Below are 19,308 nucleotides of genomic sequence, written 5' to 3'. Positions count from 1 at the left end.
AGATCCGGCCTCTGACCTGGCGTTTTCTGTCGGGGTGGCGGGATTTGAACCCACGACCTCTTCGTCCCGAACGAAGCGCGCTGCCAAGCTGCGCTACACCCCGGTGGTGGCTGCCCGGGAGGTCGTACGTGCTCCCGGCGCCTTGACCACTCTAGCGGATGGTGAGGGGTGCTGCGTCCCTATTTACGGGCTGTGAAGCCGGTCACTGCGCCTGAGGGGGTCAGGGCTATGTCGGTCAGGCCGGCGGATGTCAGCCAGGTTCGGAGGTCGGTCGTCGTGCCTGGGTTGCCGAAGATGCGCAGGCGTTGGAGGAGCTTGATCAACGGGTCTCGGTTCGTGCCCGTGGTGATTGTTGTGCCGGTCAGGGTGCCGCCCGGGCGTAGGACGCGGGCTAGTTCGCGTAGGGCGGCGGGTGGGTCGGCTAGGCAGTGGAGGCCGTTGTAGGTGACGCAGGCTTCGAAGGTGGCGGGGGCGAAGGGGAGTGCGTAGATGTCGGTTTGGAGGAGGGTGCTTGTTCTGCGGCGGGCTCGGGTGAGCATGGGGTGGGAGATGTCGGCGGCTACGTGGTGGGGGTTGTCGTCTACTGCCAGGCCGCCGCCGCAGGGGATGTCCAGGGTTAGCGCGTTTGGGTCTTGGGCGGCTATGGCCCGGCGGAGGTTGGATATGTCGTAGTTCCAGAGGGCGCGGGCGCCTATGGGGGCGAGCGTGCGGCTCTGGACTGCCCTGTCGTAGAGGGTTGAGATGACGGTGGTGGTCTGCCAGTTCACCGGGGGACGAGGGTCAGGAGGGTTGCCTCTGGGGGGCAGCAGAAGCGGATGGGGGCCTTCGGGGACGTGCCCAGGCCCGCGGAGACGTGGAGCCAGGAGCCGCGGTGCTTGTGGAGGCCCTTCACGCGGGGACGGTCTATGCCGCAGTTGGTCGCCAGGGCGCCGTAGAAGGGGGCGCAGACCTGGCCGCCGTGGGTGTGGCCGGCGAGGAGGAGGTCGTAGCCGTCGGCGGTGAAGCGGTCGAGGTTGTGCGGTTCGGGGCTGTGCATGACGCCGATGTGGACGTCGGCCTGGGGGTCGACGGGGCCGGCGATCTTGTCGTAGCGGGCGCGGTCGATGTGGGAGTCGTCGATGCCGCCGAACTCGACGTCCAGTTCGCCGACCTTGAGGCGGCCGATGCGGTTGTTCAGGTCGAGCCAGCCGGCGGCCTGGAGGGACGAGCCGAGCTCGCGGTACGGGAGGTCGGGGTCGCGGCGGCCGCGCTCGTAGTCGGACTTGCTCGTCCGCCAGATGTAGCGCAGGGGGTTCTTGAAGAGCGGGGAGAACAGGTCGTTGGAGCCGTAGACGAAGACGCCGGGGCGGTCCAGGAGGGGGCCGAGGGCTTCGAGGAAGGGGCCGATGGCGTCGCGGTGGGCGAGGGTGTCGCCGGTGTTGACGACGAGGTCGGGTTCCAGGGCGTCCAAGGCGCGGACCCAGTGGATGAGGCGCGTCCTGCCGGGCGTGAGGTGCGCGTCGGAGATGTGCAGGATCTTCACCGAGGGACGGCCGGGCGGCAGCACCGGCACGTCGACGCGGCGGAGGCGGAACCAGTTCCGCTCGATCACCGAGGCGTACCCGAAGGTCGCCGCCCCCGTGCCCAGGAGGCTCAGCGGCACGGCGTATCTCTTTCGCACGACTCTCCCTTCTCAGGACCCCATGCTTTCAGAGATGGGCACCGCGCGGTAATCCTGATGAGGCAGAAGGTACGGGACGGGCATGATGTTGGCATGACCCTGAAGGAGAAGCTGGAGACCGATCTGTCGTCCGCGATGAAGGCGCGCGACGAGGTGCGCACGCGGACGTTGAGGATGGCGCTCACCGCGGTGAAGAACGAGGAGGTCGCGGGCAAGCAGTCGCGGCAGCTGTCGGACGACGACGTCGTGAAGGTGCTCACGCGGGAGGCGAAGAAGCGGCGGGAGGCGGCGACGGCGTTCGGTGACGCGGGGCGCGAGGAGCAGGCGCAGGCGGAGCGGGACGAGGGCGCGGTGCTGGAGGAGTACCTGCCCGCTCAGCTGGGCGACGAGGATCTGACGGCACTCGTGGCGGACGCCATCGCGGAGACGGGGGCGTCGGGGCCGCGGGCGATGGGGCAGGTCATGAAGGCCGTGAACCCGAAGGTCGCCGGGCGTGCCGAGGGCGGACGGGTCGCCGCCGAGGTCAAGCGGCAGCTCGCGGAATGACGGAGGGCCCGGCGGGAGCGCCGGGCCCTTCAGGTCAGTCGTCCTCGTGGCCTCGCGCGGGCTTCTTGCCGTTGCTGATGTACAGGATGACGGTGGTGCCGGGCGGGACCTCGCTGCCCGCGTCCGGTGACGTGGACACGACCGTCCCGCGCGGCTGGTCGGAGTCGACGGACCCGGACGCGACCTTGGCCTGCAGGTCGGCCGCGGCGAGCTTGGACTTGGCGTCGGCGACGGTCGCGCCCTTCAGCTGCGGGACGCGGGTCGTGTCGCCGAAGTCGCGGGACGGGGTCTGGAAGCCCGGGGCGGGCTCGCCGGCCAGCGCCCGCTGCATCGAGGTGCGCCAGAGCGGGCCGGGGATCGTCGCGCCGTAGATGCCGTAGACCTTGTACTGCCAGGGGCCGCGGAAGTCCCAGTAGGCGACGGCGGAGGCGAGGTTCGGGGTGTAGCCGGCGAACACGGCGCAGGTGAACTCCTCGCACGTGCCGGTCTTGCCGGCGGCGGGGCGGCCGATGCCGAGTCCGGCGGCGGTGCCCTTGGTGAGGACGCCCTGCAGGATCGAGTTCACCTTGTCGGCGACGTCCTGGTCGAGGGCCTGGTGGCAGTCCTGCTTGGGCAGCTTCAGCTTCTTGCCCTGCGGGTCGACGACCTCGGTGACCGAGACGGGCGAGCAGTACTTGCCGCGGGCGGCGAAGCCGGCGTAGGCGGCGGCGAGGTGCACCATGTCGACGTCGTTGACGCCGAGGACCTGGGACGGGATCGGCAGCAGCGGGTTGCCGTTGCCCTGCTTCATCCCGAACTTCTCGGCCATCTTGACCGCGTTGCAGACGCCGACGCGCTTCTCCAGGTAGGCGTAGAACGTGTTGACCGAGTGCCAGGTGCCGGTCTTGAGGTTGAAGTTGCCCTTCTCGCTGTCGCCGGCGTTGGACACCGTCCAGGGTGCGCCGCCGCCGACCAGCTCGTTGTCGTACTTCTTGTTCTGCCACGTCCCGGTGTAGCGGCACGGCTGGAAGCCGCCGACCGTCACCGTCTGCGGGGAGTTGATGGTGGTGCTGACCGGGATGCCCTGGTCGATGGCGGCGGCGAGGGTGAAGACCTTGAAGGTCGAGCCCGCCGACACGCCGTTGTTGCGGCCGTGGTGGTAGTCGGCGGCTAGGTTGATGGTCGTCCGGCCCTTGCCGGGGCCGTACCGCTTGCTCACGCCGATCGCCTTGATCTTCCCCGTGCCGGGTTCGACCATTGCCTGGGCCGCGACGCGGTTGCCGTTCGGGGGGACGGTGCCGCGGAGCGTCTTGTCGACGGCGCGCTGGTCCTGCAAGTCGAGCGTGGTGCGGATCGTGTAGCCGCCGCGGTTCAGCTCGTTGACGATGTTCTGCTGCTGCTTCGGCTTCAGCGACCAGTACTTGCCGTCCGACAGGATGTTGAGCATGTCGTACTTGACGTACTCGCAGAAGAACGGCGCCTTGCTGGTCTGACATCCGCCGACCGGGTCGGTGCGGTTCAGCTGGATCGGCTTGGCGGCTTCCTCGTCGGCCTGCGCCTTGGTGATGTGGTTGAGCTGGGCCATCCGGTACAGGACGATGTCACGCCGGTGGCGGGCGTCCTTGGGGTTGCGGATGGGGTCGTAAGCGGTGGGGTTCTGCGTGATGCCGGCGAGCAGCGCCGCCTGGCCGAGGGTCAGTTTGGACGCCGGGACGCTGAAGTAGCGCTTCGCGGCGGCCTGCACCCCATACGCGCCTGCGCCGAAGTAGGCGATGTTGAGGTAGCCCTCAAGGATCTGGTCCTTCGTCATGCGCTGCTCGATGTCGAGTGCGTAGCGCAGTTCGCGGAGCTTGCGTCCGACGGTGGGTGCGGTCGCCTCGCGGTACTCCTCGTCGGTCCGGGCACTGTCGACCAGCAGGTTCTTGACGTACTGCTGCGTGAGCGTGGAGCCGCCCTGGGTCTGCTCCGACTCGACGTTGGACGCCATGGCGCGGATGGTGCCCTTGAGGTCGAGTGCGCCGTGCTCGTAGAACCGCGAGTCCTCGATGTCGATCATGGCCTTGCGCATGATGGGCGCGACCTGGTCGAGGCGGACGGACTCGCGGTACTTGTCGAAGAACGTGGCGACCTGCTTGCCGTCCGCGGAGTACATCACCGTCTTCTCGGACGGAGGGGACGTCTTGAGCTGGCTGTCCATGCTCTCGAAGTTGTTCGCGGCGTCGCGAGCGGTCAGGCCCGCGCTGCCGACGGCCGGTAGCGCGATGAGGGCGACGATGAGACCCGCAACCGCCCCGGCACCGAGCAACTTGAACAGCGTGGAGGCGGCCTGGCCCCGATCCGTATTCACAACGCGCACGGGATCTAGGGTACGCGGGACGAGAGGTGCATTAGGGACACGTCCCCCCAGCGGCGCCCGCGATCTGGCCGGTCAGACCGCCGCGGGCAGGCCGTTCGCCCGGTATGCCCTCATCATGACAACCTGCGCCGTGTCTGGCGCGTCAACTACAGGTAACTAGTCCGTTCCGGCGGTATGGCCCCGGTGGGCTATATCGAGAATGGGCCCAACGGGGACTGTTGAAACCTGTCTCGCTTCCGTAAGTTCTTCCCCACGGCTTTCGTTTGGCGGCCTGACGTCCGCGCCCGTCCGGCCAAGGAGCGCAAATCGACACAGACCCTAGGGGAGTGGGGCCAAGATGTGGATCACGGATTGGACCGCCCGCGCCGCCTGCCGTAACGCGGATCCGGACGCCCTGTTCGTGCAGGGAGCGGCGCAGAACCGGGCCAAGCTCATCTGCCGCGGCTGCCCAGTGCGCACGGAGTGTCTCGCTGACGCCCTCGACAACCGGATCGAGTTCGGTGTCTGGGGCGGGATGACCGAGCGTGAGCGCCGGGCTCTGCTGCGGCGGCGGCCGGATGTGCGGTCGTGGCGCGACCTGCTGGAGACCGCGAAGGAAGAGTACGAGCGGTCGGTGGAGGTGGACGCCGACGCCGACGAGCAGGAACTCGTCGCCAGCTGAACTCGGAGGGGCCGTCCGCGGCCCGTCCAGGCGTCCGGCAGTGGTTCAGGGACCGGCACGGTCCGATTGACAAGCGTGGCCGCGGGCCCGCACCGTTTTCGCGGTGCGGGCCCGCGGCCACGTGCTCGTGCTGTCCCATCGATCGTTTCGTCATGGTGGCGGGGCCCTCGCGCTGGCGACCTCGCCCACGCACCGTTTGGACGGATTCGGTGTGACGGGCGTAATGATACAGTCACGGACTGTGAAACTGGTGGTGCAGGTGAAGCTCCTGCCGACGCCCGAGCAAGCGCCGGCGCTGGAGCACACCCTGCATCGGGTCAACACCGCAGCCAACGAGGTGGCAGCCGTGGCCTTCGAGGAGTTCGGGCTCCGCTGCCGTGAGATGCCCCTGCGGAGGCTCTGCTACGGCGACCTCAAAGCCGCCGGGCTCGGGGCCCAGGCCGCCCAGCACGTGATCAAACGGGTCGTGGACGCCTACACCACCCTGCGCGGCACCATCCGCAACGGCCGTCTCGGCGGCCCGGCATCCAAGCGCCGCCGCAAGGTCGAGTCCAAACCGATCACGTTCCGCCCGGACGCCGCGCACACCTTCGACGACCGCAACCTGTCGTGGCAGTTCGACGCGGGCACCGTCAGCATCTGGACCACAGCGGGCCGGTGCAAGAACCTGCGGTTCGCCTGCTCACCAGATCAGGCCAAGATGCTGACCGCGCACCGCAAGGGCGAATCCGATCTCGTGCACCGGGACGGCAAGTGGTTCCTGCTCGCCACCTGCGATGTCCCTGAACCCGAGGTGTTCGAGCCGGTCGACTGGGTGGGGGTGGACCGCGGCATCGTCAACCTGGCCACCACCAGCGACGGCGACAACCATCAGGGGCGTCGGCTGGGCCGGTACCGGCGGTGGCAGGCCCGCAAACGCGCCGAACTCCAGGCCAAACGCACCCGATCGGCCGCCCGGCTGCTGAAGAAGCGGGCCCGCCGCGAGGCGCGGCACGCCACGCATGTCAACCACACGATCGCCAAGCAGGTCGTCGCCGTCGCGGCACGCACCGGACGCGGTATCGCACTCGAAGAGCTGAGTGGGATCCGCGGACGGGTCACGGTTCCTCGCGACCAGCGGGCACGCCTGTCGTCCTGGCCCTTCCACCAGCTCGGCGCGTTCATCGCCTACAAGGCACGCCGCGCCGGGGTGCCGTTCATCGAGGTGGATGCGGCCTACACCTCGCAGCGCTGCCCGCGCTGCGGCCACACCGCCAGGAACAACCGTCCCTCGCGGGACCACTTCTGTTGTCGTCGGTGCGGTCTCGCTGGGCCCGCCGACGTCGTCGCCGGGGTCAACGTGCGTGACCGCGCATGCTCGGCGTGGGTATTCGTCAACATGCCCCAACCCACCCCCGCCTAGCGCGGGCGGGTGGATGCGACCCGTGACCGCCCCACCGTAACGGGCAGTCGGGAGCGCGAACAAAGCCCCACGGACCGGGCAAGACCTGTCCTCAGGGCTGAGTAGTTGACCAACGAGTACTACAGCGGGGCTTCGACCGCCGCCTGGTCCACAAGGGCCCCGCCGGGACGTACGTCACGGAGCACTCCTGGCCCGAGGGCTCGGCCTACCCCGACTCGTTCATCATCGGCGACCCGCACCTGAACTACTACGAGGGCGAAGCGTACGTGGACGACATCCGCCTCTACGTCCCCAAGAACACCAGGTAGCCGCACTCGGCGAACCGGGTTGTCCACAGATGGGAGTTCTCGTGGTGCCTGCCGCGGCGGGAGGACATCGTAGAGATGCAGGCCGTTGACGGGCGGCGGTGGGAGGTTGCGTGGGCGAGGTCAGGCGGCGGGCGAGGAGGAGGTGGGGGCGGCCAGGTCTTCGCCGACCAGGCGTAGGCCGTCCAGGTCGTGGACGTCTTCGGCCTGGGCGGGGACTGCCGTGGCCGGGACGGTCGGGTGCGTCGACGCGAAGTGGTCGCGGAGGCGCTCCTCGCGGGCCGCCAGTTGCATGCGGGCGGTGTGCAGGCGGAGCAGCGCCGCGGTCAGCGTGTGCTCGCCGCGCTCTTCGAGCGTCTCGGCGGCGGCCTGGCTGCGCGCCGCCGACAGGCCGTCGGCCGCGGACTCGTGGACGCGGTTGACGACGAGCCCGGCGAGCGGCATGCGCTCCTCGGCGAGGCGCTCGACGAAGTAGGACGCCTCGCGGAGCGCGTCCGGCTCGGGGGCGGCGACGACGAGGAACGCGGTGCCGGGGGTCTGCAGGAGCTTGAACGTCTTCTCGGCCCGCTCCCGGAACCCGCCGAACATCGTGTCGAACGCGGCGACGAACGTCTGCACGTCGCGCAGGAGCTGGACGCCGAGGACCTTGTTGATCGCCCCGGTGAACATGCCGAACCCGGCGCTGATCACCTTGACGCCGAAGCGGCCGCCGGTCTTGGCCGGCGCCGCGAGGATCTTCATGAAGCGGCCGTCGAGGAAGCGTCCCATGCGCTCGGGGGCGTCCAGGAAGTCCAGGGCGTTCCGGGACGGCGGGGTGTCCACGATGATCAGGTCCCAGGCGCCGGAGCGGTGCAGCTGGCCGAGCTTCTCCATCGCCATGTACTCCTGCGTGCCCGACAGGCTGGACGACAGCGACTGGTAGAAGGGGTTGGCGAGGATCTGCTTCGCCCGGTCCGGGTCGGCGTGCGCCTCGACGATCTCGTCGAAGGTGCGCTTCATGTCGAGCATCATGGCGTGCAGCTCGCCGTCGCCGTCGATCTCGATCTTGCGGGGGCTGTTGTCGAGCTCCGACAGGCCCATCGACTGGGCGAGCCGGCGCGCCGGGTCCACGGTGAGGACGACGACGTCGCGCCCCCGTTCGGCGGCCCGCACGCCGAGCGCGGCGGCCGTGGTCGTCTTCCCGACGCCGCCCGAGCCGCAGCACACGATGATCTTCGTGCGCGGGTCGTCGAGCAGCGCGTCGACGTCCAGGACGGGAGGGGTCTTGCCGATCGGGCTCATCGATTCACCTCTGCCACTCGCCGCCGGGCCCCGCATGCGCCGCCGCGAGAGCCACCCAGGAGACCCCGGGCAGCGCCGCCACCGTGCCGAACCGCGTACTCCCCGCCGTGCGGACGCCTACCGCTCGCCGCGCATCTTCCACTCCGGCGACCTCTCCTGTCGGACGAACGCCCGCGTCTCCCGGCAGGTGCCGCCGGCCGATGTGCCCGGTCATGCGGCGCCTTGGGCGCGGAGGGCGGCGGCCAGGTCGTAGAGGCCGGCCAGGTCCATGCCGTCCGAGAGCATCGGGAGGGTGTAGCGGGGGTGGTCGATCGAGTCGAGGCGTTCCTTCTCGCGGCGCTGCAGGGCGGTGCGGCGGGCGTGGTCGGTGGCCTCGGCGGCGAGGACGGCGGCGATCTGCTCGGCGTCGTGCTCCAGCCCGGCGGCCTTCACACCGCGGACGATCTCGTCGGTGTCGAGGGTGCCGGCGGCGGCCGCGGTGAGGTCGTCCTCGCTGAGGACGGGCTCGTGCTCCATGTTGACGATGACGCCGCCGACCGGGAGGCCGACCTCGGTGAGGGCGTGGATGCCGTCCATCGTCTCCTGGACGGGCATCTCCTCAAGGAGGGTCACGAAGTGCACGGCGGTCTCCGGGCTGCGGACGACCTTCATCACGGTGTCGGCGTGGTTGCGGACGGGGCCGACCTTGGCGAGACCGGAGACTTCTTCGTTCACGTTCAGGAACTTGGTGATGCGACCGGTGGGCGGGGCGTCCATGACGACGGCGTCGTAGATGAAGGCGCCGTCCTTCCCTTTGCGGCGCACCGATTCGGAGGTCTTGCCGGTGAGGATGACGTCGCGCAGGCCGGGGGCGATGGTGGTGACGAAGTCGACGATGCCGAGCTTGGTCATCGCCTTGCCGGCGCGCTTGAGGTTGTAGAACATCTCGAGGTACTCGATGAGCGCCTCTTCGGTGTCGATGGCGAGCGCGTACACGTCCCCGCCGTCCGGGGCGACCGCGACGCGGCGCTCCTCGTACGGGAGGGGCGGGCAGTCGAACAGCTGGGCGATGCCCTGCCGCCCCTCGACCTCGACGAGCAGGACCTTGCGTCCTCCGGCGGCCAGGGCAAGGGCGAGGGCCGCGGCGACGGTCGTCTTGCCCGTGCCGCCCTTCCCGGTGACCACATGGAGGCGTACGCCGTCCCAGTCGGTGTCTCTCGCGCTCACCCGATCGACCATATCGTTCACTCGGCAAACACTTCAGAGGGCGCCCGCCCGTATGCAAGTGATCCCTGACACGGTTCCCCGCAAGATCATTCGTGCGAGCGTTGTACACGGGCGTGCCCGCGCGGTTAGCTGGGAAACGTGAACCGTCCCCGGGCGGTTCCGTCTGGATCCTCACCGGTCCAGTATTCCGCCGGTGTCCGGGCGATCCCCGGGCTCCGGCCGCCCACGTGAGAAAGGTGGCCGTGATGGAAGCGGTGGCCCTCATCATCGTGCTGATCGTCGTCGTCGGGGGGCTCATCGTCCTGGCGTCGTCGATCCGCGTCGTACAGCAGTTCGAGAACGGGATCGTGTTCCGGTTCGGCCAGGTGCAGCGGGACGGGCAGTTGCGTCCCGGCGCGGTGCGCCGGCCCGGTCTGACGGCGATCGTGCCGATCGTCGAGCGCATGCAGAAGGTCAGCCAGCAGACGATCACGATGGGGGTGCCCGGCCAGGACGGCATCACCCAGGACAACGTGAGCGTCCGCGTCGACGCGGTCGTCTACTTCCGGGTGATCGACCCGGTGAAGGCGATCGTGAACGTCCACAACTACGGGTACGCGGTCTCGCAGGTGGCGCAGACGTCGCTGCGGTCGGTCATCGGCCAGGCCGACATGCAGGAGCTGCTCGGCGAGCGCGAGAAGATCAACATGCGGCTTCGGGTGATCATCGACGAGATCACCGAGGGTCCGTGGGGCATCCTGATTGAGCGGGTCGAGATCAAGGACGTCTCGCTGCCCGAGGGCATGAAGCGCTCGATGGCCCGGCAGGCCGAGGCCGAGCGCGAGCGCCGCGCCCGCATCATCACCGCGGACGGCGAGTTCCAGGCGTCCAAGCGCCTCGCCGCCGCCGCGGAGATCATGTCGCAGGACCCGGCGGCCCTCCAGCTGCGCCTGCTGCAGACGGTCGTGGAGGTGTCGGCCGAGAAGAACAGCACGCTGGTCATGCCGCTGCCGGTCGAGATCCTGCGGTTCTTCGACAAGGTCACGGGCGGCTCCGGGCCGGCCGGAGGCGGCGAGGGCTCCAGGCTCGACCTCGGCGAGCGGCTCGCCAAGGCCGAGGAGGAGCTCGCCAAGGCGGCGGAGCAGCCCTCGACCCTGGAGTCGGCCGAGGACGTCCCGCCGGTCATCGGCCTGGACGAGCCGAAGCGCCGCTCCGCGTCCGACGAACCCCGCGGCATCTCGAGCGGCGACCCCGGTCCCGAGACCGGAGAGCAGCGCTGACCCCCGCGCGGCGCCGCCCGGTGCACCCGGCGGCGCCGCGTCCCCCGATCAGGGGATCAGGACCAGGCGGCCTCGCAGACCGCCGGATTCCAGGCGGGTGTGCGCCTTGCGGGCCTCCGCCAGCGGCAGCGTGTCGGCCACGCGGAGGGTCAGGCGGCGCTCGTCCGCGAGGTCGACGAGCGCGGCGAGCTGGGCGGCGTCGGCGCGGATCCACGCGTTGCGGACGCTGATCCCGCGCAGCGGCACCGGAATGGCCGGGCCGCCGTTGACGGCCGCGAACGTCCCGCCGCCGCGGACGGCGTCGAGCGCCGCCGCGGCGAGGAGGGCGGTGTCCACGGCCCCGTCGACGCCGCCGGGGACGAGCGCCCGGACCGCGTCCGCGAGGTGGACGTCCCGGGGTACGAACATCTCCGCGCCGAAGCCCCGCACCAGCGCCTCGTCCGTCGCGGCGGCGGAGGCGACGACGCGGAGCCCGCGGTGTGCGGCGAGCTCGACGGCGTAGCCGCCGACGGCCCCGGCCGCGCCCGTGACCAGCAGCGTCGCTCCAGGCGGCAGGTCGAGCAGGTCGAGCGCCTGCAGCGCCGTCAGACCGTTGAGCGGCAGCGTCGCCGCCTCGGCAGGGGAGGCCGAGCGGGGCGCGCGGGCGACGGCGGACGCGTCGAGGACGATCTTCTCCGCGTAGCCGGCGTGCGGTACGTCGAGCCGGTCCTGCAATCCGATGACCTGGTCGCCGGGTGTGCGGCCGGTGACGCCGGCGCCGATGGCGTCGATCGTGCCGGCGACGTCCATGCCGATGCCGAACGCCGGCCGTGCGTCGAAGGACATCAGCCCCGCGGCGGCCAGGGTGCCCGCGCGGACGGCCGCGTCGACCGGGTTGACCGCCGCGGCCGCCACCCGGATCCGGACCTGGCCCGGCCCCGGAACGGGCTCCGGGACGTCGGCCTCCTCCAGCGCGTCCGGCCCGCCGGGGGTCTTGACGATGATCGCGCGCATGACGGAACTCCTCGTGAGGTGACGTGGTGGCGCGGGGAGAAGCCCCGCACCGCTCACTGTCGCCGGAACAGCGCGCGCCCGGAAGAAGTTACTTCGGGGTGCGTTCGGCACCCGGAGGTGAGCCCGCAGCATGGCCACGATGACGGCGGCGCAGCGCCGCGAGCAGGAGAGGGCGGCGTTCGGCGCCTTCATGGAGACGTGCCCGATGAACCAGTTGCTGGGGATCGTCGGCCGGCAGTGGAGCACGATGGTCCTCTGGGAGCTGGCGGCGGGCCCGCGCAGGTACGCCGAGGTGAGCCGCGCCCTGCCGGGCGTCAGCGCGAAGATGCTCACGCAGACGCTGCGCTCCCTCGAACGGGACGGTTTCGTGGCGCGCACGGTCACGCCGTCCGTGCCGGTGCAGGTCGAGTACGCGCTGACGCCGCTGGGCGACCGGATCATCCCGCTGATCGCAACGATGATCGACTGGGCGAACCACCACATCGGCGACGTCCACGCGGCCCGCGCCCGCCACGACACCACCTCGACCTGACCCATCCCAGGTGTGTCCTCCAGCGGAGCAATGGGCACGGCTAGGGTGACTGCCATGAAGAAGTGGGAGTACGCGACCGTTCCGCTGCTGGTGCACGCGACCAAGCAGATCCTTGACAACTGGGGCCAGGACGGGTGGGAGCTCGTCACCGTCCTGCCGGGGCCGAACCCGGAGAACCTGGTGGCCTACTTCAAGCGCGAAGTCCAGTCATGAGCACGCCCGAAGAGCGGCTGCGGGAGCTCGGGATCGAGCTGCCGGACGTCGTCCCGCCGGTCGCGTCGTACGTGCCGACGGTGCGGACGGGGTCGCTCGTCTACACGGCGGGCCAGGTCCCGATGGTGAAGGGCGAGGTGGGCGTCACCGGGAAGGTGGGCGCGGAGGTCAGTGCGGAGGAGGCCGCGAAGCAGGCGCGGATCTGCACGCTGAACGCGATCGCGGCGCTGAAGGCGGAGATCGGCGACCTGTCGCGGGTCGTCCGGATCGTGAAGGTCGTCGGGTTCGTCGCCAGCGCGCCGGACTTCTACGGCCAGCCGCAGGTGGTGAACGGGGCGAGCGACCTGCTGGTGGAGGTCTTCGGGGACGCGGGCAAGCATGCGCGCAGCGCCGTGGGCGTCGCGGCCCTGCCGCTCAACGTGCCGGTCGAGGTCGAGCTGATCGCCGAGGTCGAGTAGGACCGGCGGCTTGACGGAATGCCATTCGGTATGTCCGAATGACACGCCATGAGCACTGTGCACGGGCTGAAGCTGCCGGAGAGCTTCCGGGATCGGATCGAGGACATCCGGGCGGGCCGGGCCGAGCCCGTCCCCGCCCGGCATGCGGCGACCGTGGTCGTGCTCCGTGACCACGAGAAGCACGGGTTGCAGGCGTTCATGCTGCGCCGCGTCCGGTCGATGGCGTTCGCGCCCGGCGCCTACGTGTTCCCGGGCGGGTCGGTCGACCCGCGCGACGGCGAGGCCGACCTGGCGTGGTGCGGGCCGCCGCCCGCCGACTGGGGGACGGCGTTCAAGGCGGACGAGCCGCTGGCCCGCGAGCTGGTCTGCGCGGCGGTCCGGGAGACGTTCGAGGAGACGCTCGTCCTGCTGGCCGGGCCGACCGCCGGGACGGTCGTCGATGACACGCGCGGCGACGAGTGGGAGGCCGACCGGCAGGCGCTGCTGGACCGCTCGCAGTCGTTCGGCGGGTTCCTCGACCGGCGCGGGCTGGTCCTGCGCGCCGACCTGCTGCGCCCGTGGGCGCACTGGATCACCCCGGCGATCGAGCCGAAGCGCTACGACACCCGCTTCTTCGTCGCCGCGATGCCGGCGGGGCAGCGGGCGCGGGACGTCAGCACCGAGGCCGACCAGGTCGCCTGGGTGCGCCCGGCGGAGGCGGCCGAGCGCGCGGAGAAGGGCGAGTGGATGATGCTGCCGCCGACGATCGCGACGCTGGCGGAGCTGGCCGAGTTCGACACCGTCGCGGACGTGCTGGCCGCGCCGCGCGAGATCGTCGTGCACGAGCCGACCGCGGAGATCATCGACGGCGAGGCGTACCTCGTCCTGCCGGACGGCGTCGGACGGCACTACGGGCTGGGCTGACCGTGCCGCGCGGAATGCCCCGGTCCCGGGCCGTCATGTGGCGGCTGGCCGGTACGTCTGCGCTGCGGCATCTCGACCGCTTCGGCTGGAACCCGGTCCGGCACCCGGACCGGGCCTCGGGCAGGATGGGGGATATGACCGAGATTGACGGGATGGGTACCGAACGGGCGACCTGCGTGCTCGCTCCGAACCCGTCCGCCATGACCCTGGACGGCACGAACACCTGGATCATCGCCGAGCCGGAGGCGGACGAGGCCGTCGTCGTCGATCCCGGGCCGAAGGACGGCAAGCACCTCAGGCGCGTCCTGGACGTCATCGAGGCGCAGGGCCGGCGGGTGGGGCTCGTCCTGCTCACCCACGGACACCCCGACCACTCGGCGGGCGCGGGCAGGCTCGCGAAACTGGCCGGCGGGCCGGTCAAGGTGCGGGCGCTCGACCCCAGGCACCGGCTCGGTGACGAGGGGCTCGCGGAGGGGGACGTCGTCACCACGGGCGGCCTGGAGCTGCGGATCATGGAGACGCCGGGCCACAGCGACGACTCGCTGACCTTCTGGCTGCCGGCGGACGGCGCCGTCCTCACCGGCGACACCGTCCTCGGGTACGGGACGACCGTGCTGGAGGGCGGCCTCGGCGACTACCTCGGCTCCCTGGACCGGCTCCGCAGGTTCTCCGCCGATGTGGAGGCCGCCACCATCCTCCCCGGCCACGGCCCCAAGCTGGACGACCCGATCGCCGTCCTCGACCACTACATCGACCATCGCCGGGAGCGCCTCGCCCAGGTCGAGGCGGCCGTGGAGGCGGGGGCGCGCACCGCCCGCGAGGTCGTCGAACGCGTGTACGCCGACGTGGACAAGTCCCTGTGGCCCGCGGCGGAATGGTCCGTCCAGGCGCAGCTCGACTACCTCGACTCCCGCCGCTGACCCGGACGGCGCCGTGGGCGCCGGGGTCCAACGCTGAGCGCCGGGCCGGTCGGACGCCTGGCGTTGGACGCGGGCGTGCCTACTTGGAGCGCTTGCGGAGGCGCTCGATGTCGAGGATGACGACGGCGCGCGCCTCGATGCGCAGCCAGTTGCGCTGGGCGAAGTCCGCGAGCGCCTTGTTGACCGTCTCGCGGGAGGCGCCGACGAGCTGCGCCAGTTCCTCCTGCGTGAGGTCGTGGTGGACGTGCAGGCCCGCCTCGGACGGCTGGCCGAACCGCTCCGCGAGGTCGAGCAGCGCCTTGGCGACGCGGCCGGGGACGTCGGTGAAGACGAGGTCGGCCATGACGTCGTTGGTCTTGCGGAGCCGCTGGGCCAGCGCGCGCAGCAGCTGGACGGCGACCTCGGGGTGCCCGGTGAGCCAGGGGCGCAGGTCGTCGTGGCCGAGGCCGGCGAGGCGGCACTCGGTGACGGCGATGGCGCTCGCGGTCCGGGGGCGGGGGTCGAACAGCGACAGCTCGCCGAACATCTCGCTGGGGCCGAGCACGCTCAGCAGGTTCTCCCGGCCGTCCGGCGCCGTCCGGGTCAGCTTGATCTTGCCCTCCAGGACCACGTACAGGCGGTCCCCGGTCTCCCCCTCGTTGAACAGCGTCTGACCGCGCGCGAGCCGCGCCTCGGTCACGTTGGCGCGCAGTGCCTTGGCGCCCTGCTCGTCGAGGGCCTCGAAGAGCGGGGCTCTGCTCAGAACGTCCACGTCGCGATCGGTCACGCTTCTCCTCCTCGAACACCTACATGACTAGTGTGACGTACGTCCCACCGCGTGCGTGAAGGCAGGGTCACGGCGCGCCGAAACGCGGGACCGGGGGGTACTGCGTCCCACGGCGGTCATGGTCCCGTTTGCCCAGTGTACGGACCACTGGGTGAATGCCATCACAGCGGTCTCATCACCGGATTAAGGGACGAGCCGGACGGGTGGCGCGCGTGCCTTACCCTGAGCGGATGCAGAGCTCGGTGTCCGGCCCCTCGCCGCGCCGGCTTCCGCGGGGCCGCCACGCGCTGTCCCGCGCGGAGGTCGAGCGGGTGCACCGCGACCGCCTCTGCGCGGCCATGGCCGCGGCCATGGCGGAGAAAGGATACGTCGGAACCTCGGTTGAGGACGTCCTCAAACGGGCCCGGGTGTCCAGGCAGAGCTTCTACGGGCTGTTCTCGTCCAAGCTCGACTGCTTCATGGCCGCGTTCGGGAAGGCGAGCGAACTGCTCAGCCGGCGGCTGGAAGTCGCCGTGGGGACCTCCGAAGGTGGCCAGGGCGACCCGGCGGCGAGGTTCGAGAGCGTCGTGACCGCCTACCTGGAGGCGCTGGCGTCCGAACCGGGGTACGCGCGGCTGTTCCTGGTGGAGGTGTACGCGGCCGGTCCGGAGGCCATCCGGCAGCGGTCGGAGATACAGCGCGCGCTGGCCGAGGCCCTGGCGGGCCTCATGGGCGTGACCGGCGCGGAGGGCGAGTTCGCCTGTCAGGTGATCGTGGGCGCGGTGAGTTCGATGGTGACGCCCGCGATCGCGGCGGGCGACATGGAGGCGCTGCGGGCCATCGGGCCCCCGATCATCGAGCATGTGCGCCTGCTTCTGCGATCGGGAGCCCTGGACGCCCGCTAGCGTGCGGTGATGGTCACCCGCGTTGTGGTGACGCTGTGTGTGCGCGGGAGCGTGGCGGTGAGGCGCCCGTACGGCCCAGCAGTCGCCCTGATGACGCTGTGCTTCCTCCCCTGCGTGACGCGGAGTACGGCACGCGTGCCAGGACGGTAGGACGCCGGTGTCGTCACCGTGGCGGTTCCGGCGGCCCGTAGCGTGAAACCCGTCCTGGACGCCTTGGAGAGCACGCTGAACTCCCGGGCGTTGCGCCGCTTGAGCGCGACCGTCCAGCCCCACTGCGACCAGTTCGGGTCGATCGACCGGTAGGAGATCTTCGCGGGCGGACGCGGCGGGTCGGCGAACGTCCGCATCAGCGGGCCGATGTACTGCCGCAGGTCGCGGGCCCAGTAGGGGAACGTGTGGGTGCCGAACACGTAGTCGGTGTAGCGGCTCGGGATCTTCAGCTCGTCCAGCCGCCGGTGGAAGCCGGCCGTGGAGACGTGCGTGAGGGCCTCGATGCCGATGGCGGCGGGATCGGGCGCCGGCGGGTCGAGCGGCCCCGGGACGCCGGTCGCGGTGTAGAGCGAGAGCCGCATGCCGCGCAGGTTGGACGCGAGGTCGGCGGGGTCGTGGCCGCGCCAGTTGATCGCGTCGGTGAGCGGGGAGCCGAAGATCGCGTCCGGGCCGACCCCGTCGAGCGCGACCGCGATGTAGGAGACGACGGCGGCCGCGCCCGCCGCGACGACCGGGTTGGAGGCGATGTCGGGCGCGCCGGAGAACGACGCGGCGGACACGAACAGCGCCGGATGCCGGGACGCGTAGCTCATCGCCCCGAACCCGCCCTGGGACAGCCCGGCGACCGCCCTGCCCTCGCGGCGGGCGACCGTGCGCAGGTTGCGGTCGATCCACGGGATCAGCTGGCCGACGTGGAAGGTCTCCCACTTGGACGGCCCCAGCACGGTGGCCGGGTCGGCCCAGTCGGTGAACCAGCCGCCGCCGTTGCCGTCGAAGCCCGCGTCCGGCATGACGGTGATCAGCGGCCGTCCGGCGGTCGTCCGCTCCGCGTCGCCGGCGTCGACCCAGTCGGAGGCCCGTCCGGACGTCCCGTGGAACAGGTAGAGGACGGGGTACCGCGCGCTCGCCCGCCGCTCGTACCCGGTCGGGAGGAGAATGCGGACGTCCACGGCCCGTCCCAGCGCGGCCGTGCTCACCCGCACCGCGTACTGCCGGTCGTCGATACGCGCCACCTTCACGACGTGGATACCGCCGCCGTCGGTGAACTGGACGCCGCGCTCGGCGGCCTGAGCGGGCGTGACGAGCCCGGCGGACGCCGTGGTGAGAGCCAGTAATACCGCGGTGAGGGGAGTTGGGCGCATGACAGTGACCTCGTTGGCTCGATGGGGGAAACGAGTGGGCACAGGGCCGCGCCGATGCACGGCGGCGGCTGGTCAGGACGGGGGCTGGTCAGGGGCGGGGGCTGGTCAGGAGTGGCGAGGGTGGTCGGGTTGGACGCGGAGGGTCGCGATCACGGTGGCGAGCATTTCGTAGTGGGCAACGAGCATCGTCAGCTCCACGCACTCCCCTTCGGTGAGGTGGGCGCGGAGGCGCGTCCAGGTGGCATCGTCCAGGTCCCGGTCGGCGTGCAGCCCGTCGGCCGCGGCGAGGATCGCCCGCTCGCGCGGCGTCCAGCCCTCGGCGGACGGGCCGTCCTTCACCCGCTCGACGTCCCGCTTGCGGACGCCGCAGCGGCCCGCGATGCGGACGTGGTGGTCGAACTCGTAGCGGCAGTCGCGCAGATGCGCGACGCGCAGGATCACCAGTTCGGTCTCGCGGCGCGGCAGGGTGCCGCCGGGCATGAGCCGCCCGGCGAACCACAGCCAGCCGCGGAACAGGCCGCGGCGGCGCGCCAGCGTCAGGAACAGGTTGGGCGGGCCGGTTCCGGCCACGAGACCGGCGACCCCGCAGGCGAGCCAGTTCACGACCCCGACATCGCGGCGGCCGCCCGGAGGGACGCGCGGCGTCGTCACCGGTCGGAGTCCGGTTGCGGCGTGGTCAGTTCGACCTGCTCCTTCCGCGCGATGTCCAGGATGTCGCGCAGCCCGCGCTGGGCGGCGGCGTCGACGAGGGGTTGCGCGAGCATCCGGGCCGGCAGCACGCCGCCGACCCACCAGGGGGCGACGACGCGCTTCGAGCGGCGGGCGATCCCGCGCTCCAGCGCGTCGATGCCCGCCTTCAACGGCGTGACCGCCGAGACGATGCTGCTCGCGCGGCCCGAGTTGGTCAGGGCGGCCGCGGCCTCGGTCCCGAACCCGCGCCGCGTCATGTCGGTGTCGAGTTCGGCGAAGTAGGCGACGCCCGCCTTCGCGCCCCACGGCCTCAACTCGGCTCTGAACGTGTTGCCCAGCGCCTCGACCGCGGCCTTGGACGCGCTGTAGGCACCGAGCAGCGGCGCCTGGACGGCCGCCGCCAGCGAGGCGATGGCCAGCGCATAGCCGCGCTCATGGCTCAGGTGCGGGCCGGCGGCCCGGAGCGTGTTGTAGACGCCCAGCACGTTCACGCGGAGGCTCTGCTCCAGCACGGACGGGTCGCCGCCGATGATCGGCATCTGCGCGGCCACGCCCGCGTTGGCGACGGCCACGTCCAGCCCCCCGAGTTCGCGGACGGCGAGGCCCGCGACCTCCTCGACCCGGTCGCGGTCGGTCACGTCGCACGTCCACCAGGGGGCGGATCCGCAGTCCGCGGCGACGGCGGCGAGCAGGTCGGGTTCCAGGCCGGCGAGGGCGACGCGGGCGCCGCGCTCGTGCAGCCGGGCGGCGAGGGCCGCGCCGATGCCCCGCGCCGCGCCGGTGATCAGGACCCGGCGTCCGGCGAGGGTCGCCGGCCACGGGGACGAGTCCCACCGGAAGGAGTCAAGGATCATCCCGTGACTCTACCATTAATGAACATTCTCGTCTTTTTAAGATCATCTCGGGAATTCCCGTAATCGCCGTCCGGAACCGGCGTCTCTT

The 19,308-nt window shown here is 71.1% G+C and carries 20 protein-coding genes and 1 tRNA gene; 10 read left to right on the top strand and 11 right to left on the bottom strand.

What is annotated here, in order from left to right:
- Positions 1 to 29: 29 nt before the first annotated feature.
- The 3 genes from E1284_RS00865 to E1284_RS00855 form a co-directional block, all read right to left on the bottom strand.
- A tRNA-Pro gene (locus E1284_RS00865) sits at positions 30 to 103 on the bottom strand.
- A gap of 76 nt (positions 104 to 179) precedes the next feature.
- On the bottom strand, positions 180 to 767 hold the full coding sequence (locus E1284_RS00860) for a class I SAM-dependent methyltransferase (protein ID WP_165965069.1): 588 nt from the start codon (positions 765 to 767) through the stop codon (positions 180 to 182).
- The gene (locus E1284_RS00855; protein ID WP_131935953.1) at positions 764 to 1,660 is read right to left on the bottom strand and encodes a metallophosphoesterase; all 897 of its coding nucleotides are present in this window, start codon (positions 1,658 to 1,660) and stop codon (positions 764 to 766) included. The genes E1284_RS00860 and E1284_RS00855 overlap by 4 nt, the downstream gene beginning before the upstream one ends.
- 93 nt (positions 1,661 to 1,753) lie before the next feature.
- Here E1284_RS00855 and E1284_RS00850 point away from each other — a divergent pair, with 93 nt between their 5' ends.
- Complete coding sequence (locus tag E1284_RS00850; RefSeq protein ID WP_131935952.1) at positions 1,754 to 2,206, top strand: GatB/YqeY domain-containing protein; 453 nt, start codon at positions 1,754 to 1,756, stop codon at positions 2,204 to 2,206.
- A 34-nt stretch (positions 2,207 to 2,240) separates the two neighbouring features.
- Here E1284_RS00850 and E1284_RS00845 read toward each other — a convergent pair whose 3' ends face one another.
- The gene (locus E1284_RS00845; protein WP_131935951.1) at positions 2,241 to 4,541 is read right to left on the bottom strand and encodes a penicillin-binding protein; all 2,301 of its coding nucleotides are present in this window, start codon (positions 4,539 to 4,541) and stop codon (positions 2,241 to 2,243) included.
- A gap of 337 nt (positions 4,542 to 4,878) precedes the next feature.
- On the opposite strand from E1284_RS00845, the gene E1284_RS00840 reads away from it, so the two are divergent.
- Both E1284_RS00840 and E1284_RS00835 read left to right on the top strand, forming a co-directional pair.
- Complete coding sequence (locus E1284_RS00840) at positions 4,879 to 5,202, top strand: WhiB family transcriptional regulator (RefSeq protein ID WP_131935950.1); 324 nt, start codon at positions 4,879 to 4,881, stop codon at positions 5,200 to 5,202.
- A 241-nt stretch (positions 5,203 to 5,443) separates the two neighbouring features.
- On the top strand, positions 5,444 to 6,604 hold the full coding sequence (locus tag E1284_RS00835) for an RNA-guided endonuclease InsQ/TnpB family protein (protein WP_243714177.1): 1,161 nt from the start codon (positions 5,444 to 5,446) through the stop codon (positions 6,602 to 6,604).
- A gap of 428 nt (positions 6,605 to 7,032) precedes the next feature.
- On the opposite strand, the gene bagB is transcribed toward E1284_RS00835, so the two are convergent.
- Positions 7,033 to 8,190 carry an ATPase BagB gene (gene bagB, locus E1284_RS00830; protein ID WP_131935949.1) on the bottom strand — a complete coding sequence of 386 codons (1,158 nt, stop codon included), beginning with the start codon at positions 8,188 to 8,190 and terminating at the stop codon, positions 7,033 to 7,035.
- Between the two features lie 210 nt (positions 8,191 to 8,400).
- On the bottom strand, positions 8,401 to 9,396 hold the full coding sequence (gene bagA / locus E1284_RS00825; RefSeq protein WP_243714176.1) for an ATPase BagA: 996 nt from the start codon (positions 9,394 to 9,396) through the stop codon (positions 8,401 to 8,403).
- 245 nt (positions 9,397 to 9,641) lie between these two features.
- Between bagA and E1284_RS00820 the strand changes: the two genes are divergently transcribed.
- Positions 9,642 to 10,655 carry a slipin family protein gene (locus E1284_RS00820; protein ID WP_131935948.1) on the top strand — a complete coding sequence of 338 codons (1,014 nt, stop codon included), beginning with the start codon at positions 9,642 to 9,644 and terminating at the stop codon, positions 10,653 to 10,655.
- Positions 10,656 to 10,703: 48 nt separating this feature from the next.
- Here the strand turns inward: E1284_RS00820 and E1284_RS00815 are convergent, their stop codons facing one another.
- Positions 10,704 to 11,648: an NADP-dependent oxidoreductase gene (locus E1284_RS00815; RefSeq protein ID WP_131935947.1), complete on the bottom strand. Its 945-nt coding sequence runs from the start codon at positions 11,646 to 11,648 to the stop codon at positions 10,704 to 10,706.
- A gap of 130 nt (positions 11,649 to 11,778) precedes the next feature.
- Here E1284_RS00815 and E1284_RS00810 point away from each other — a divergent pair, with 130 nt between their 5' ends.
- From E1284_RS00810 to E1284_RS00790, 5 genes are all read left to right on the top strand, one after another.
- Complete coding sequence (locus tag E1284_RS00810) at positions 11,779 to 12,180, top strand: winged helix-turn-helix transcriptional regulator (RefSeq protein WP_131935946.1); 402 nt, start codon at positions 11,779 to 11,781, stop codon at positions 12,178 to 12,180.
- Positions 12,181 to 12,234: 54 nt separating this feature from the next.
- The gene (gene sp36, locus E1284_RS00805) at positions 12,235 to 12,393 is read left to right on the top strand and encodes a Sp36 family protein (protein WP_021591512.1); all 159 of its coding nucleotides are present in this window, start codon (positions 12,235 to 12,237) and stop codon (positions 12,391 to 12,393) included.
- Positions 12,390 to 12,851: a RidA family protein gene (locus E1284_RS00800; protein WP_131935945.1), complete on the top strand. Its 462-nt coding sequence runs from the start codon at positions 12,390 to 12,392 to the stop codon at positions 12,849 to 12,851. The genes sp36 and E1284_RS00800 overlap by 4 nt, the downstream gene beginning before the upstream one ends.
- Before the next feature lie 48 nt (positions 12,852 to 12,899).
- Positions 12,900 to 13,754, top strand: a complete 855-nt coding sequence (locus E1284_RS00795; RefSeq protein ID WP_131935944.1) for an NUDIX hydrolase — start codon at positions 12,900 to 12,902, stop codon at positions 13,752 to 13,754.
- A gap of 134 nt (positions 13,755 to 13,888) precedes the next feature.
- Positions 13,889 to 14,674, top strand: a complete 786-nt coding sequence (locus tag E1284_RS00790) for an MBL fold metallo-hydrolase (RefSeq protein WP_243714175.1) — start codon at positions 13,889 to 13,891, stop codon at positions 14,672 to 14,674.
- Between the two features lie 79 nt (positions 14,675 to 14,753).
- On the opposite strand, the gene E1284_RS00785 is transcribed toward E1284_RS00790, so the two are convergent.
- The gene (locus tag E1284_RS00785; RefSeq protein WP_131935942.1) at positions 14,754 to 15,440 is read right to left on the bottom strand and encodes a Crp/Fnr family transcriptional regulator; all 687 of its coding nucleotides are present in this window, start codon (positions 15,438 to 15,440) and stop codon (positions 14,754 to 14,756) included.
- Positions 15,441 to 15,670: 230 nt separating this feature from the next.
- Here E1284_RS00785 and E1284_RS00780 point away from each other — a divergent pair, with 230 nt between their 5' ends.
- Positions 15,671 to 16,324 (top strand): TetR/AcrR family transcriptional regulator, encoded by a 654-nt coding sequence (locus E1284_RS00780; RefSeq protein ID WP_131935941.1) that lies wholly within the window; start codon positions 15,671 to 15,673, stop codon positions 16,322 to 16,324.
- Here E1284_RS00780 and E1284_RS00775 read toward each other — a convergent pair.
- The 3 genes from E1284_RS00775 to E1284_RS00765 all read right to left on the bottom strand — a co-directional run bounded on the left by E1284_RS00775 (position 16,321) and on the right by E1284_RS00765 (position 19,220).
- On the bottom strand, positions 16,321 to 17,676 hold the full coding sequence (locus E1284_RS00775) for an alpha/beta hydrolase (protein ID WP_131935940.1): 1,356 nt from the start codon (positions 17,674 to 17,676) through the stop codon (positions 16,321 to 16,323). The genes E1284_RS00780 and E1284_RS00775 overlap by 4 nt on opposite strands.
- Positions 17,677 to 17,781: 105 nt before the next feature.
- The gene (locus E1284_RS00770; protein WP_131935939.1) at positions 17,782 to 18,327 is read right to left on the bottom strand and encodes a carboxymuconolactone decarboxylase family protein; all 546 of its coding nucleotides are present in this window, start codon (positions 18,325 to 18,327) and stop codon (positions 17,782 to 17,784) included.
- Positions 18,324 to 19,220 carry an SDR family NAD(P)-dependent oxidoreductase gene (locus E1284_RS00765; protein ID WP_131935938.1) on the bottom strand — a complete coding sequence of 299 codons (897 nt, stop codon included), beginning with the start codon at positions 19,218 to 19,220 and terminating at the stop codon, positions 18,324 to 18,326. The genes E1284_RS00770 and E1284_RS00765 overlap by 4 nt, the downstream gene beginning before the upstream one ends.
- Positions 19,221 to 19,308 lie beyond the last annotated feature (88 nt).

Origin of the sequence: Actinomadura bangladeshensis, assembly GCF_004348335.1 — a bacterium.
Classification (GTDB): Bacteria; Actinomycetota; Actinomycetes; order Streptosporangiales; family Streptosporangiaceae; genus Spirillospora; species Spirillospora bangladeshensis.
The sequence above is the reverse complement of the archived record's forward strand: the minus strand, read 5'-3'. Positions and strand labels throughout refer to the sequence as shown.

Excerpts from the sequence above, each read along its gene's own strand:
- E1284_RS00820 (WP_131935948.1), top strand. The coding sequence starts at position 9,642 with ATGGAAGCGGTGGCCCTCATCATCGTGCTGATCGTCGTCGTCGGGGGG.
- E1284_RS00775 (WP_131935940.1), bottom strand. The coding sequence starts at position 17,676 with ATGCGCCCAACTCCCCTCACCGCGGTATTACTGGCTCTCACCACGGCG.
- E1284_RS00810 (WP_131935946.1), top strand. The coding sequence starts at position 11,779 with ATGGCCACGATGACGGCGGCGCAGCGCCGCGAGCAGGAGAGGGCGGCG.
- E1284_RS00795 (WP_131935944.1), top strand. The coding sequence starts at position 12,900 with ATGAGCACTGTGCACGGGCTGAAGCTGCCGGAGAGCTTCCGGGATCGG.
- E1284_RS00850 (WP_131935952.1), top strand. The coding sequence starts at position 1,754 with ATGACCCTGAAGGAGAAGCTGGAGACCGATCTGTCGTCCGCGATGAAG.
- E1284_RS00780 (WP_131935941.1), top strand. The coding sequence starts at position 15,671 with ATGCAGAGCTCGGTGTCCGGCCCCTCGCCGCGCCGGCTTCCGCGGGGC.
- E1284_RS00815 (WP_131935947.1), bottom strand. The coding sequence starts at position 11,648 with ATGCGCGCGATCATCGTCAAGACCCCCGGCGGGCCGGACGCGCTGGAG.
- E1284_RS00800 (WP_131935945.1), top strand. The coding sequence starts at position 12,390 with ATGAGCACGCCCGAAGAGCGGCTGCGGGAGCTCGGGATCGAGCTGCCG.
- E1284_RS00840 (WP_131935950.1), top strand. The coding sequence starts at position 4,879 with ATGTGGATCACGGATTGGACCGCCCGCGCCGCCTGCCGTAACGCGGAT.
- sp36 (WP_021591512.1), top strand. The coding sequence starts at position 12,235 with ATGAAGAAGTGGGAGTACGCGACCGTTCCGCTGCTGGTGCACGCGACC.
- E1284_RS00790 (WP_243714175.1), top strand. The coding sequence starts at position 13,889 with ATGACCGAGATTGACGGGATGGGTACCGAACGGGCGACCTGCGTGCTC.
- E1284_RS00765 (WP_131935938.1), bottom strand. The coding sequence starts at position 19,220 with ATGATCCTTGACTCCTTCCGGTGGGACTCGTCCCCGTGGCCGGCGACC.
- bagB (WP_131935949.1), bottom strand. The coding sequence starts at position 8,190 with ATGAGCCCGATCGGCAAGACCCCTCCCGTCCTGGACGTCGACGCGCTG.